At 67.4% G+C, this 13,561-nt stretch carries 11 protein-coding genes and 2 pseudogenes; 4 read left to right on the plus strand and 9 right to left on the minus strand.

Annotation, left to right across the window (positions count from 1 at the left end):
• Positions 1–7: 7 nt before the first annotated feature.
• Positions 8–718 carry a GntR family transcriptional regulator gene (locus EPN51_RS21225; RefSeq protein WP_293046522.1) on the minus strand — a complete coding sequence of 237 codons (711 nt, stop codon included), beginning with the start codon at positions 716–718 and terminating at the stop codon, positions 8–10.
• A 146-nt stretch (positions 719–864) separates the two neighbouring features.
• Here EPN51_RS21225 and EPN51_RS21230 point away from each other — a divergent pair, with 146 nt between their 5' ends.
• The gene (locus EPN51_RS21230; RefSeq protein WP_293046525.1) at positions 865–1,893 is read left to right on the plus strand and encodes a cupin; all 1,029 of its coding nucleotides are present in this window, start codon (positions 865–867) and stop codon (positions 1,891–1,893) included.
• A gap of 5 nt (positions 1,894–1,898) precedes the next feature.
• On the opposite strand, the gene EPN51_RS21235 is transcribed toward EPN51_RS21230, so the two are convergent.
• Entirely contained in the window at positions 1,899–2,732 is an 834-nt protein-coding gene (locus EPN51_RS21235) for an alpha/beta hydrolase (protein ID WP_293046528.1), read from the minus strand.
• 153 nt (positions 2,733–2,885) lie between these two features.
• On the opposite strand from EPN51_RS21235, the gene EPN51_RS21240 reads away from it, so the two are divergent.
• Positions 2,886–4,373 carry an NAD(P)/FAD-dependent oxidoreductase gene (locus tag EPN51_RS21240; protein WP_293046531.1) on the plus strand — a complete coding sequence of 496 codons (1,488 nt, stop codon included), beginning with the start codon at positions 2,886–2,888 and terminating at the stop codon, positions 4,371–4,373.
• Positions 4,374–4,693: 320 nt separating this feature from the next.
• Here the strand turns inward: EPN51_RS21240 and EPN51_RS21245 are convergent, their stop codons facing one another.
• Together EPN51_RS21245 and EPN51_RS21250 are read right to left on the minus strand one after the other, a co-directional pair.
• A complete protein-coding gene (locus EPN51_RS21245) occupies positions 4,694–5,311 on the minus strand; it encodes a TetR/AcrR family transcriptional regulator (protein ID WP_293046534.1) in 618 nt (205 codons plus the stop codon).
• 244 nt (positions 5,312–5,555) lie between these two features.
• Positions 5,556–5,690, minus strand: a pseudogene (locus EPN51_RS21250) (acyl-CoA dehydrogenase); the annotation flags it as partial.
• A gap of 164 nt (positions 5,691–5,854) precedes the next feature.
• Here EPN51_RS21250 and EPN51_RS21255 point away from each other — a divergent pair.
• Positions 5,855–6,862, plus strand: a complete 1,008-nt coding sequence (locus EPN51_RS21255) for a VWA domain-containing protein (protein WP_293046537.1) — start codon at positions 5,855–5,857, stop codon at positions 6,860–6,862.
• A 15-nt stretch (positions 6,863–6,877) separates the two neighbouring features.
• On the opposite strand, the gene EPN51_RS21260 is transcribed toward EPN51_RS21255, so the two are convergent.
• The 3 genes from EPN51_RS21260 to EPN51_RS21270 all read right to left on the minus strand — a co-directional run bounded on the left by EPN51_RS21260 (position 6,878) and on the right by EPN51_RS21270 (position 10,294).
• On the minus strand, positions 6,878–7,861 hold the full coding sequence (locus EPN51_RS21260) for a VWA domain-containing protein (RefSeq protein WP_293046540.1): 984 nt from the start codon (positions 7,859–7,861) through the stop codon (positions 6,878–6,880).
• 85 nt (positions 7,862–7,946) lie between these two features.
• Positions 7,947–9,251 (minus strand): primosomal protein, encoded by a 1,305-nt coding sequence (locus EPN51_RS21265; protein ID WP_293046543.1) that lies wholly within the window; start codon positions 9,249–9,251, stop codon positions 7,947–7,949.
• 152 nt (positions 9,252–9,403) lie between these two features.
• Positions 9,404–10,294, minus strand: a complete 891-nt coding sequence (locus EPN51_RS21270) for an alkaline phosphatase family protein (protein ID WP_293046545.1) — start codon at positions 10,292–10,294, stop codon at positions 9,404–9,406.
• Between the two features lie 92 nt (positions 10,295–10,386).
• Between EPN51_RS21270 and upp the strand changes: the two are divergent.
• A pseudogene (gene upp / locus EPN51_RS21275) lies at positions 10,387–11,004 on the plus strand (uracil phosphoribosyltransferase); the annotation flags it as partial.
• Between the two features lie 7 nt (positions 11,005–11,011).
• Here upp and EPN51_RS21280 read toward each other — a convergent pair.
• Entirely contained in the window at positions 11,012–12,595 is a 1,584-nt protein-coding gene (locus tag EPN51_RS21280; protein WP_293046548.1) for a phospho-sugar mutase, read from the minus strand.
• 4 nt (positions 12,596–12,599) lie between these two features.
• A complete protein-coding gene (locus tag EPN51_RS21285) occupies positions 12,600–13,415 on the minus strand; it encodes a purine-nucleoside phosphorylase (RefSeq protein ID WP_293046550.1) in 816 nt (271 codons plus the stop codon).
• Positions 13,416–13,561: the final 146 nt, after the last annotated feature.

Below are 13,561 nucleotides of genomic sequence, written 5' to 3' on the forward strand. Positions count from 1 at the left end.
GGTTCGATCAGTCTGGCCCGCCGCGGCCAAAGCCGGTAGCCCATAACGGATCCGGCTCGACGGACAGCCCGATGGCGCGCGCCGTGCCGGCCAAGTGGGTCTGCACCAGGCGCACCGCTCGCGGGATATCGCCATCGCGCAGGGCTTCGGCGATATCCTGATGCTCCTTCAGGATCGTGGCCACCCGATCGGGGTCGCGCAGCGCCGATTCGCCGATCATCCGCATCTGGCGGTCGCGCAACGACGCGTAGAAACCGGACAGGATGGCGTTGCCCGACTCCTGCAGCGTGATGGCGTGGAAGGCGCGGTCGGCCGCCACGAACGCCCGCCAGTCCGTCGCGGCCGCCGCGTCGCGTTGCCGGGCAAGCTCGACCGACAGCCGCTCGAACACGGCGGCGCGCGCGGTCGTGTCGCGCCCGATCACCTTGCCGGCCGCGAACTGCTCCAGCACCAACCGCGCCTCCATCACCGCGCGCACCTCGTCGGGCGAAACCGGAACCACCAGGGCGCCGCGCTGCGGATACAGGCGCAGCAATCCCTCGGCTTCCAGCCGCAGGAACGCCTCGCGCACGGGCGTTCGCGACATCCCCAGCGCGGTGGCCACGTCGCCCTCGCTGATCAGTTCGCCACCGGGGAACTCCCCGGCGAGCACCCGCGTCTTGACGTAGTCGAGCGCGCGATCCTTGGCCGTCCCCGATCGGGCGTCCTTTGCTGCCACGCCGAGCCCTTCTCTGGTAGCCAAGTCGTATCTCAACCGTGCTGATGACCGTACACCCGCGGCGTCTACCTGCGGTGTTTGACGCTTAGATACAAGATAAATACTATTCCGATACGAGATAACCGTAAGCGGCGAGGGAGACCGACATGCCCACCACGCAGCAGCTCGTGACACCGAACCTGGACCCGATGGTCCCCGCGCCCATGATCAACGTCGCCGAGTACGGGTTCGAGGGCCGGTTCGACGAGTGGGCCGAGCAGGCCGAGTACTTCGAGTACTCGAAGGCCGCCAACCCGATCGGCTCGGGTTTCACCCCCCGGATGCCGATCACGCGGTTCGGTCCCGAGACCTACCTGGACGCGCCGACCGGCGTGATCCCGCTGGACCTGTCCACCGAGCTGGGCGGCCCGACCGGCCCGGCGACCAGCCCCGCGCTGCTGGCCAACTTCGTGAGTATCCGCGCGAACGAACACGTCGACACCAACCCCAACGCCACCTCGCAGCTGTATTACGTGCTCTACGGGCGAGGCTTCGCGGCGGTCAACGGCCGGCTGGTCGAGTGGGAGAAGGGCGACTTTTTGACGCTGCCCGCCGGGGCGCACTCGGTGTTTTACGCCGCCACCGACACGACCATGTACTGGGTGCACGACGAGCCGCTGATGCGCTACCTCGGCGCCGACGCCACCCGGGCGCGGTTCCGCCCGACCAAGTTCCGCCGCGCCGACGCCGTCGCCAAGCTGACCGAGATCGCCTCACGCCCCGGCGCCAACGACAAGAGCCGGGTCAGCGTCCTGTTGGCCAACGCCGATCAGGACCAGACCCTGACCATCACCCACGTGCTGTGGGCCATGCTCGGCGTGCTTCCGCCGCATCAGGTGCAGCGTCCGCACCGGCACCAGTCGGTCGCGTTGGACCTCATCCTGGATGCGCCGCCGGCCGGGTGCTACACGCTGCTGGGCACGCGCCTCGACGAGCGCGGCGACATCGTCGATCCCATCCGGGTGGACTGGCAGGCCGGCTGCGCCTTCACTACCCCGCCCGGCATGTGGCACGCGCACTACAACGAGACCGACGAGGCCGCACACCTGATCCCCGTCCAGGACGCCGGGCTGCAGACCTACCTGCGCAGCCTCGACATCAAGTTCACCCAGCGCCGCGATCTCGGCGCCGGGTGAGCCGCTCATCTCGGCTGATGCCGTTCTGCGATCAGGCCGGCCAATTGCGCGCCGAAGAGTTTCACAGCGTGATCGGCGTCGGCAAGAAATCCCACCTGTAAGTGAAAGTCATGCCAGCGCTTTGTGAAGCTGCGATGCATCACCGTGCTACCCACTGCCCGAAGCGCAATTTCGCTTTCGAGCTTGTCCGCGTCGACGGCGAGCGGATCGTCTCCGGCCGAGTGCATGATGATCGGCGGCAGTGACGCGAGGTCGCCGTGGATGGGCGAGATGCGGGGGTCGCCCGCATCGCATGTCCCCGCGTAGAACCGGCACCATTCGGCGGTGAGCGACGGGATGATGAGTGGATCGTTCCCGGGTGACCGTGCTGCGGCTTGGTCGGTGGCGAGATCCAGCCACGGACAGATCAGCCCCAGCGCGGCGGGCGCTGGCAAAGGTGTGTCCCGAATCCGCTGGGCCAGCGCGAGAGTCAGCCCGCCGCCGGCCGAGTCGCCGGCCACGGCAATCGTGGCAACTTCTTCGAACAGCGCTCGGTAGGCGCCAAGTACGTCGTCCAACGCGGCCGGGAACGGATGCTCGGGTGCAAGACGGTAATCGACGACGATCAGCTGCATGGCTGCCGCGACGGAGAGAGCGCCGGCGAATCCTCGATAGCCCCTGGCACTGCCCGACGCGTACCCGCCTCCGTGTAAGAACAGCAACGCGGCGTCCGACCGCGCATTCGGAGGCGTGACCCTTTCGACCGGCACGCCGCCGAGTGCGTCGACCTCTACCGTCACCCCGGCAGGGAGTCGGGACGCGCCAGCAATCACATCAACGACTCGCCGCTTGGTGGCCATCGACAAGCGGGGAGAGGTGAAAACCGGGCGCAGGGCACGCAGCCCGAGCCGTAGGAGTGCCGGGGGAACTCGCACGAGTTTTCGCTTTCTGTGAAGTAAGTACTTGCTACACTAGCGCATGCCAATCACCCATAGCAACGGAAACGGCGACGAATGACGACCATCGACACAGTGAATGAGGCGCAGGCGGTCGAGGTCCTGGTGCTGGGTGCAGGCATCTGCGGTATCGCTGTGGCGATCGGCCTCCGGAAGGCGGGCATCGACGATGTCGTCATCGTCGAGCGTTCAGACAGCGTCGGTGGCACGTGGCACCACAACACCTATCCGGGATGCGCAGTCGACATCCCGTCGCATCTGTATTCCTTCTCATTCGCACCCAAACCCGATTGGTCACGCGTGTATGGAACCCAGGCGGAGCTCGAGGCGTACATCGCGACCGTGGTCGACGACTTCGGGGTGCGTGACAATGTGCGAATCGAGACCGAGGTACTCGAGGCGCGGTGGGACACCGGCGATCATCGCTGGCATGTGGTGACTAACCGTGGTGCTTTCCGGGCGCGGTTCTTCGTGATAGCGGCTGGCCCGCTGCACGAGCCGGTCATCCCCGCGCTTCCTGGCCGAGACACGTTCCAGGGGACAGCTTTTCATTCCTCGCAGTGGCCTGAGGACATCGACGTGATCGGCCGTGCGGTAGTGGCGATCGGAACCGGCGCTTCGGCCATTCAATTCGTTCCGGCGATTCAGTCGCGGGTACGCAGGCTCACCCTCGTCCAGCGCACGCCGTCCTGGGTCCTGCCCAAGCCCGATTGGGACATCACCGAGACGTCGAAGCGCTGTCTCGCGAGAGTCCCGATATTGATGAAGTTGCTTCGCCTGTTCACGTGGTTGATCCTCGACATCTTCACGTCAGCGGCGTTACATTCGCCACGTATCGCCCGAATGGTGGGTATCTTCGGCCGTTTGCACATTCGCCGGCACATCAACGACCCGTCGACGCGGAAGGCGTTGACGCCCCGGTATGCGCCCGCCTGTAAGCGTCTCTGTTTCTCCAACGATTACTACCGCGCGCTTGCGCAGCCCAACGTCGATCTGGTGACGTCGCCGGCCGTCGAAGTGCGCGAGCATTCCGTAGTGACCTCGGATGGACGCGAAATCCCCGCCGACATCATCATTTATGGCACCGGCTTTCACACGTTGCAGCACCATCCGGTCACCGAACGCGTCCGTGGTCGGTCCGGTGAGACGCTCGCCCAGGTGTGGAGAGGCAATCCCAAGGCCCACATGGGCACGACCATCAGTGGGTTTCCTAATGCATTCATGATGTTCGGTCCCAATGTCGGAACACTGTCCGGCTTCACCATGGCCGAGGCGCAAACTCACTACATCGTCGGCGCGATCGAGGCGGTCCGCCGGCTGGGAGTCGTTGCGTTCGACGTCACTGCCAATGCACAGGACGCCTTTGTCGCAGAGGCTGACAGAACATTGAACAAGTCCACATTCGCTCTCGGGGGCTGCGACAGTTACTACTTGGCGGACGGCCATCGACGCGTGTCGTTACCCTGGCCGGGAACGATGTATTCGCTGACAAGACGCCTTCGGAAGTTCGACCTAGAGTCATATCAGCTGATCGGCCAGCGTTAGAGGGTGATATAGCGAAAGGCGTTGCTCATGGCGTCGACTTCTCCCGGTGAGATCTGTGATTAGCTTGTGGCCCAAGGGATGTTGACACCTTCGAATCGGGCGCTGGCGTGTCGAACGACGCCGACCGTCGCGAAACGGTTGAATACGCCGTGCCACTGGGCTGGTTAGGCGATGCGCTGACATCGCAAGTGTCGCCATCTCCCGGGCTTCGCGGGCGGGCGCCAACCTGACAACCGCGGTGGTTCCCGTGGACGGCGGCGCTACCGACGCTCGGTGATCCGACGATGCCACCTATCCAAAGCGCTTCCGCGGCACGTCTTTTAGTTGACGCCTACACCCTCAAGGAGCATCGTGGTGATCGCGTCCGCAGTTGCCGCTCGATTACGGTTTCGTTTGCACAGCTTATCTGTCACGGAAAGAAACCACGTCATGCCGACCGTCAATCGCACCATGAGTGCGATATCGAAATCCTTGTGCCGCCAAGCCGGGAGGTTCGCCTTGACGACGTCCTCGATCTTTGTCAACGATGGGTCGATGCGATTCCGGAAGTATTCTTCCGAGCGGGTGGCTTGACCGAACAGCACGACCCCCAGCAACGGGCCGATTTCATCCATGACCCCCAGCAGGTCGTCGACGAACTTATGGGTGCGTTCATGCATCACCGTCCCGCTGCTGTCGAACGTTTCCGGAGGAGCACCGGAAAACCCAACCAGTTTGGCGACTGCGGCCTCGAGCGGGTCCGCAACCGCAGCCTCGAACAACTCCTCTTTTGACGCAAAGTGGCGGTACAACAGGGCTTCGTTCACCCCCGCCGCGGTCGCAAGATCGCGGGTGCGGGCACCGTCGAATCCCGCCTGTTCGAAGACCAGCCGCGCAGATTCGATGATCTGCTCTCGGCGCTCGTCGGCGGAAAGTCGTGGCTGCGGGTTCGTGTACACGGCCCGACTCCGCCGGGCCTTAGCCATGCCGAAATCGCAGCGTAGTAGGTGAATACTTCATAGTCTGAGCATACTCTGGGCGTCCGTGAAAGGGGTGCCGGCAACGTCGGCAGATCAGACCCGCGCGCCGTAACGGGAGATGTATGCGGCCCGCCAACAACGGCATTGCCCACGCGCCACAAAATTGCGCGCCGACTCCTGCGATGTGGTGGCGGTGACCATGTCATGATCCCTAACCGCGGCCCGCGAGCACCCAGAGATGGTCCTCGCTGCCACCTAATGTGTGCTCAATGGCAGTCAGCCGCGAGACATACTGGCCCCCAAGATATTCGGCATGCATGCCGATACCGCCATGCATTTTCATCGCTCCTTGGCCGATATATATTGTGGTGCAACGGATTTGCGGCTTGGTGCGTGCTCCGAGGGACGGTCGGCCACATGCGCAGAGCGGTGCGCCGGGCCCACGCCGCTGAGGGGTAAGTTCGTATCGAATAGGGTGGCTGTTCGAGCGTTGCCTGGTACGAGGGTCGGGAGGCCGACATCATGAAGCTGCCCCTGCTGGGCCCGGTGTCGCTGTCTGGATTCCAGAACCCCTGGCTCTTCCTGTCGCTGCTGGTGGTGCTGCTCGTGATCGGCCTCTACGTCGTACAGCAATTCGCCCGCCGTCGCCGGGTGCTGCGGTTCGCCAACATGGAGGTGCTGGAGCGCGTCGCCCCGCCGCACCCGAGCCGGTGGCGGCATGTGCCGACCATCCTGCTGGCCGCATCGCTGGTCCTGCTGACCACGGCGATGGCCGGGCCGACGTCTGACGTCCGGATCCCGCTCAACCGCGCGGTCGTGATGCTGGTCATCGACGTCTCGGAATCGATGGCCTCCAACGATGTTCCGCCCAACCGCCTGGCCGCCGCGAAGGAGGCCGGCAAGAAGTTCGCCGACCAGCTGACGCCGGCCATCAACCTGGGGCTGGTGGAATTCGCGGCCAACGCCACACTGTTGGTTCCCCCGACGACGAACCGCGGCGCGGTGAAATCGGGCATCGACAGCCTGCAGCCCGCCCCGAAAACCGCTACGGGAGAAGGCATTTTCACCGCGCTGCAGGCGATCGCGACGGTCGGTTCGGTGATGGGTGGCGGCGACGGCCCGCCGCCGGCGCGGATCGTGCTGGAGTCCGACGGAGCCGAGAACGTGCCGCTGGACCCCAACGCGCCCCAGGGGGCGTTCACCGCGGCCCGGGCCGCCAAGGCCGGGGGCGTGCAGATATCGACGATCTCGTTCGGCACCCCCTACGGCACCGTCGACTACGAGGGCGCCACCATTCCGGTTCCGGTGGACGATCAGACCCTGCAGAAGATCTGCGAGATCACCGACGGCCAGGCGTTCCACGCCGACAGCCTGGACTCCCTGGAGAACGTGTACACGACGTTGCAGCGCCAGATCGGCTACGAAACCGTCAAGGGCGACGCGAGCCTGGCCTGGATGCTGCTGGGTGCCCTCGTGATGGCCGGCGCCGTCCTGGCGGGCCTGCTGCTCAACCGCAGGCTGCCCGCCTGAAATCCCGGGTGGCCCCTAGGTCGGCAGGCGCCGGTTGATCAGCAGCGCCAGCGCCGTCGCGATCAGGGCGGCCAGCACCCCGAGCCGCAGCCAGCCGGAGCTGCCCGGCCCCGGCACCGTGCGGTAGCCGATCTCGTTCTCGATCGCGTTGTAGCTCTTGTTGAGCTCGCCGATGTTGGTGGCGGTGTAGGACTGCCCGCCGGAGAGCCTGGCGATCGTCTTCATCTGGTCGGTCGACACCGGCACCGCGACACGTTGCCCGTCCATCTCGATTTCACCGCCCTTGGTGCCGAACGAGATCGTCGAGATCTGCACGCCCTCGTCCTTGGCCAGGCGCGCCGCGGTGTAGACACCGTCGTGCGGATCGCTGGGATTGGAGGGCTTGTTCTCGCGGCCGTCGGAGAGCAGCACGATGCGGGCCGGCGGCGGATCGTCGCCCCCGGTCACCGCCGTGGCGCCGATCGCGTGCAGGGCGGTGAAGATGGCCTGGCCGGTGGCCGTGCTGTCGGCGAAGTCCAGCTTCTTCAGTGCGTCGATGGTCGCCTGGTGCTGCGGGGTGGGCGGCACCAGCAGATAGGGCGTGCCCGCGAAGCCGACCAGCCCGAGGTTGATGCCCGGCGTCAGCTGGCCGGCGAACTGGCCGGCGGCCTGTTCGGCGGCCTTGAGCCGGTTGGGCTCGACGTCGGTTGCCCGCATGGACTGCGACATGTCCACGACGAGCATGATGACGGCGCGATTGCGCGGGATGCGCATGTCGTGGGTGGGGGTGGCCAGCGCGATGGTCAGCAACGCCAGGCACAGCAGCGACGCGGCGATCGGCAGATGCCGCCACGGCGACTGCGCCACGGCGGCGTCGGTGTACCGGTGCAGCCGTCGGCGGCGACGAGCCTGGACGAGGAGGTAGACGGCCAGCAAGGCCAACGGGACCAAACCGAACACCAACATGCCCGGACGCTGGAACCCGTAGAGGGGCAGCGGGCCGATTCCGGGAAGCGACATGTCACTCAACCTTCCCGTCTGCTGATGCTGCCGCCAGTAAAGAGGAGACTCGGGGACCCGTCAAACCTACGGCGCCGGTCGCGCCCTATTCGCGGCGCAGCCGCCCCTCGACGAATTGCTCCAATTTCTCCCACTCGCGCACCGCCGCGGCGTAGGGGGGCGACGGCTTGGTGACCGAGTCGGGTTCGAGCACGGCGGCCACCAGCTTGCCCAGCGGCCGGTTGGTTTCGAGCGCCTTGTCGACCGCGGGATCCTCGGAGTAGTCGCCGATGTCACGGAGCACCTCGATGGCCAGCTCCAGTTGCTCGCGGTCCACGGCGTCCGGCCCGTCGGCGAGGTCGTCGGTCAGGCCGCTGAGCACGTAGATGTTGTCGTCGGTGATCTCGACCGCCAGGGAACCGTCGGTGGCGGCGGTGCGGATGTCGTCGTAGGTGCTCAGATCGGACAGGTCGTGGTCGTGCTCGTCGGCCAGGTAGCGGGCCAGCGCGCGCTCGGACGTGAACACGCTGATCCGTCCGTTGCGGCCCAGGAAGATCGGCTGGTCGTCGAGGTAGCAGCGCAGTGTGTAGAGGGTGCCCGAGCTCGTCATGATCCGGATCGGATCGATGCCCACCTGCAGCCAGAAGTCCTTGTCGCCGCCCAGCACCGCGGTGGCGCCGCCCGCCCGGTCGTCGGTGTCGTCGGTGTCCTCGTCTTCGCCTTCGTCGTCCCCGGATTCCTCGAGGGTGTCCTCGCCGCCGGCTGCGGCGGCGTCTTCGGTGTCGGTGTCGTCGACTTCGTCTTCTTGTTGGCGCTCTTCGGCGAGTTCGTCGGCGGCCTTGTCCGACAGTTTGTCATCGACCTCGGGGGTGGTGGCGATGTCGTCGATCGCGCCGAGTACGTCGTCCCAGCTGCGCCCGATGACCTCGGCGATCGAATGCCAGCGTTTGGCGCCGGCCTTGCCGGTGAAGTGCTCGATCCCACCCGACACGGTGCCCAGGCTGGGATTGCCGTTGAAGAACTTCGACACCGCCGCCAGCTCGCACACCGATCCGATGGAGGAGACGATGGCCAGCGTGCCCGCCAGTGCGGCCACCGATTCCTCGGTGGGCTTCTCCGATACCAGCTCCTCGACCGCGATCAGATCGAACTGCTTGTCGTCGGCGGGTTCGAAGTCGTGCGCGTGCGCCGAGGTCAGGTCCTTCCACGCCGGATGGTCGGTCAGGTCGTTGTCGGTGTCCGACCGCACGAACGCGACCAGATCGGCGACGGAGGAGAAGACGAACAGGTCCTCGTCCTTGCCCAGGAACGCCTCCCACTCGTCGCCGGAGTCGCGCCAGCGGGGCGCCCACACGGTGTAGCGGTCACCGGCGGACAGGCTCAGGCGAATGGGCACGAGGTCAGCAGCCATGCGGCACACAATAGCGACGACCGGCGACCGCGCTGTCGGGGCAGTGGCGATCGTGAGCGCGGTGGAGCCGGGTGAAGCGGGTCGCCACCGTTGGGGTTGGTGGCGATCGTGAGCGCGGTGGAGCCGGGTGAAGCGGGTCGCCACCGTTGGAACTAACCCCAGATATCGGTGATGGGAGCGGCGCTGGCGGCGTAGCCCGTCTTGGGTAGCCCGTACATCTGCTCCACCGTGGACAGCACGTTGTAGTGGTTGATCTGTTCGCTGTAGTTGCCGGGGCGGACGAGAGCGCCGTAGAACACCGTGGGGATCTGGTTGCGGCTGCCGTTATCGTCCTCGTCGAACGTCAGGATCAGCAGGCTGTTGTTGGCCAGCGCCCAGTTGGCGTACCCGGACAGATTGCGGTTGAGCCAGGCGTCGGCCTGCGCGATCGAGCCATCGTGCATGTTGTTGTCGTTGTCGGGGATGACGAACGACACGGTCGGCAGGTTGGCGTAGTTGCCCATCGGGAACGCGGAGAACGGCAGCGAGTTCGCCGCCGGCACGTTGGTGAAGTTGGTCCACGGCACGTGCTTGCGTGCGTACTTGCCCGCGGTGCAGACGGGTGAGCCGGCCGCCGGCAGGCCTTCGGCGAAGCCGACGAACGTGTGTCCCGCGGCGAGCAATTCGGATCCGAGGTTGGGTGCGGCGCCGGCGTTGACCGGGCACAGGTTCTTGGTCACCCCGAAGGTGTTGCCGGCGAACAGCGCCAGGTAATTCGGTTCGCTGGGGTGTGTTTCGGCGAACGACTGCGTCATGTTGGCACCGCCCGCGGCCAGCGAGGTGATGAAGGGCGCCGACTTGTTGCCGATGATGCCGTTTTCGGAACGGTTTTCCTCGACCACGATCACGATGTGCGCCGGTTGCGGAATGGCCGCTGCCGCAAGGCCTATGCGCGGGGTCAGCGGACTTGCCGCCAATCCCACCACGGCCACCACGCCGAGCGTGAGCAGCAGGCGATGCGCCCTGTCGAGCAGCCTTCTCGGACTTCGAATTTCGCGCGACACCCCGGGAGTATACGAACGTGCCTGGGCCATGTCCGGGACGAGCGCATGCGTGTCAGAAGGGCTTTGCGCGATCGTTATATACCCTTCATGGGATGGACGTGTGCGTGATCGACCACCCGTTGGCCGCGGCCCGGCTGACGGTGCTGCGTGACGAACGGACCGGTAACGCAGGGTTTCGGGCCGCGCTGCGCGAACTCACGCTGATGCTGGTGTACGAAGCCAGCCGGGAGGCACCGCGCACGTCGATCAAGATCCGCACGCCGGTGGCCGCGACGGTCGGGACGCGACTGGTCAATGCGCCGCTGCTGGTTCCGGTGCTGCGGGCCGGGTTGGGCATGGTCGAGGCCGCGCAGGCCGCGATACCCGAGGCGGAGGTGGGCTTCGTCGGGGTCGCCCGCGACGAGGAAACCCACCTGCCGGTCCCGTATCTCGAGGCGCTGCCCGACAAACTTGCGCGTAGGCCGGTGCTGGTCCTCGACCCCATGCTGGCCACCGGCGGGTCGATGGCGCACACCATCGGCCTGCTGCAGCGTCGCGGCGCGACCGATATCACCGTGCTCTGCGCGGTGGCCGCGCCCGAAGGCCTTGCGGCGGTGCGGAAAGCGGCGCCGAACGCGCGGGTGTTCACCGCCGCGGTCGACAAGGGGCTCAACAAGTCGGCCTATATCGTGCCGGGGCTCGGCGATGCCGGTGACCGCCAGTTCGGGCCGAACCTGTTCACCAGCTCTGCACAGCCGCGACCAGCTCCGCGCGCAGGGCGCCGGCGCGCCGCCGTGAAGAATCCAGGTCCTCGCCAGCCGCGCGGCGAATCTCCAAGTAGCACTTCAGCTTCGGCTCGGTCCCGGAAGGCCGCACCACCACCCTGACCGACGTGTCGTCGTCGCCGCCGGTGAAGATCAGCGCGTCGGTGATGTCGGTGAGGTGCGCGGCGAACCCGGCCAGTGTCGCCGGCGGGGTCCTCCGCAGCCGGCGCATCAGTACGGCAGCCTCGGCGGGGTCGGCGACCCGGCGCGACACCGCGGCGACGTCGTGCACCCCGTAGCGGCGGGCCAGCTCGTCGAGTAGGTCGACAATCGATCGGCCCTGCCGCAGCAGCGTGGCGACCAGGTCGCACACCAGCACCGCGGCGCTGATGCCGTCCTTGTCGCGCACCGCGGCCGGATCCACGCAGTGCCCGATCGCTTCCTCGTAGGCGTATACCAGGGTGCCGCCGGGCACCTCGGTATCGGCGCGCGCCAGCCATTTGAATCCGGTGAGGGTTTCGACGTGGACGGCGCCGTGGTGCGCGGCGATGGCCGACAGCATCCGCGAGGACACCACCGTGCTGGCCACCACCGGCGTTTCGGCACGCTGCGGCTGAGAAAGAATGTAATCACCGAGCAGCCAACCGGTTTCGTCGCCGGACAGCATCCGCCATCCCGACCCGTCGGGAATGCCGACGGCGCACCGGTCGGCGTCGGGGTCCAGCGCGATCGCCACGTCGGCGCCCACGTCGGCGGCCAGGGCCAGCAGCGCGTCGGCGGCGCCGGGCTCCTCGGGGTTAGGGAACGCGACGGTGGGAAAGTCCGGGTCCGGGGCGAATTGGGTTGCGACGGTGTGCACCTGGGTGAACCCGGCGCGGCGCAACGTCTCCACGGCCACCGTGCCGCCCACTCCGTGCAGCGCCGTCAGGGTCACCCGCGCCGAACCCGCGCCGCGCCGCAGCCCGGCCGCTCGCTCGATGTAGCGCTCGACCAGATCGACCTGTGCGGGTTGGACGGGTGTCCTGCCGATCTGGTCTGCCGGCGGTGCGCCGGCCATCGCCGCTTCGATCTCGCGGTCGGTGGGGGAGATGATCTGGATGCCGCCGTCGACGTACACCTTGTAGCCGTTGTCGGCCGGCGGGTTGTGCGATGCCGTGATCTGGATCCCGGCGAGCGCGCCGGTGTGCCGCACCGCGAACGCGACCACCGGAGTGGGCACCGGACCCGGCAGAAACAGCACGGAAAACCCTTGATCGGCAAGCACTTCGGCGGTCACCGTGGCGAATACCGCTGAGCCGTAACGAGCGTCGCGGCCCACGATCACCTGCGCACCGGGCGGGGCTTGCCGACTGAGCACCTGTGCCACCGCCCAGGTGGCCCGCGACACCACCGCGACGTTCATGGCGTCGGGCCCGCCGCGCACCGGGCCGCGCAGGCCTGCGGTGCCGAACGTCAGGGGATGGGCGAAGCGCGCGGCGAGTTCGTCGGGGTCGCATGCGGCGAGCTCGGCGGCCGTGGTCCGGTCGGGGTCGTGGGCGATCCACTCCTCGGGCGTCATGGCCCTAAAACCGGGGCAGCCGCTCGAGGATCAGGGCCAGCAGGGCGCCCATCCGGCTTGCGGCCGCGGCACCGGCGGAAAGCACCTCGACGTGGCTCAGCGGCTCGCCGGCGAGGCCGGCCGCCAAATTGGTCACCAGCGACACCCCGAGCACCTCGGCGCCGACCGCCCGCGCCGCGATGGTCTCGTGCACCGTCGACATGCCCACCAGGTCGGCGCCCAGCGTCCGCAGCATCCGGATTTCCGCGGGCGTCTCGTAGTGCGGGCCGGGCAGGCCGGCGTAGACGCCCTCGGTCAGCGTCGGGTCGGCCTGGCCGGCGAATTCGCGCAGCCGTGGGGAGTAGGCGTCGGTCAGGTCGACGAATTGCGGGCCGACCAGCGGGGAACGCGCGGTCAGGTTCAGATGGTCGCTGATCAACACCGGTTCGCCGACCGTCATGCCCGGGCGCAGTCCGCCCGCCGCGTTGGTGAGCACGACCGCGCGCACGCCGGCCGCGCAGGCCGCCCGTACCGGATGCACGACGTGGCGCAGGTCGTGGCCCTCGTAGGCGTGGATGCGGCCGACCAGGACCAGCACCCGGTGTGCGCCGATGCGCATCGACAACAGCTCGCCGGTGTGCCCGATCGCGGTGGGCGGGGAGAACCCGGGCAGGTCGGCTTGGGGCAGCACGGCGGTCGGCGTGCCCAGCGCCGCGACCGCCGGCGACCATCCCGAGCCGAGGACGATGGCGACGTCATGCTCGGCGACTCCGGTGCGCTCCGCGATGACCACGGCGGCCCGGCGCGCGAGCTCGCCTGGGTCGGACGGGGTTTCGGCCACAGGGAGGAGCCTAGCCCGGCGACGGCGAGCGCCGGTGGGGCGCGAGTGAGGAGTCGGGCGATCGAGCCTGGCCCGGCGACGGTGAGCGCCGGTGGGGCGCGAGTGAGGAGTCGGGCGATCGAGCCTGGCCCGGCGACGGTGAGCGC

The organism is Mycobacterium sp., assembly GCF_004298145.1.
Classification (GTDB): Bacteria; Actinomycetota; Actinomycetes; order Mycobacteriales; family Mycobacteriaceae; genus Mycobacterium.

Bases quoted from the DNA above. Each gene is read 5' to 3' on its own strand.
- EPN51_RS21235 (WP_293046528.1), bottom strand. From the start codon at position 2,732: ATGGCCACCAAGCGGCGAGTCGTTGATGTGATTGCTGGCGCGTCCCGA.
- EPN51_RS21280 (WP_293046548.1), bottom strand. From the start codon at position 12,595: ATGACGCCCGAGGAGTGGATCGCCCACGACCCCGACCGGACCACGGCC.
- EPN51_RS21230 (WP_293046525.1), top strand. From the start codon at position 865: ATGCCCACCACGCAGCAGCTCGTGACACCGAACCTGGACCCGATGGTC.
- EPN51_RS21265 (WP_293046543.1), bottom strand. From the start codon at position 9,251: ATGGCTGCTGACCTCGTGCCCATTCGCCTGAGCCTGTCCGCCGGTGAC.
- EPN51_RS21260 (WP_293046540.1), bottom strand. From the start codon at position 7,861: ATGTCGCTTCCCGGAATCGGCCCGCTGCCCCTCTACGGGTTCCAGCGT.
- EPN51_RS21240 (WP_293046531.1), top strand. From the start codon at position 2,886: ATGACGACCATCGACACAGTGAATGAGGCGCAGGCGGTCGAGGTCCTG.
- EPN51_RS21255 (WP_293046537.1), top strand. From the start codon at position 5,855: ATGAAGCTGCCCCTGCTGGGCCCGGTGTCGCTGTCTGGATTCCAGAAC.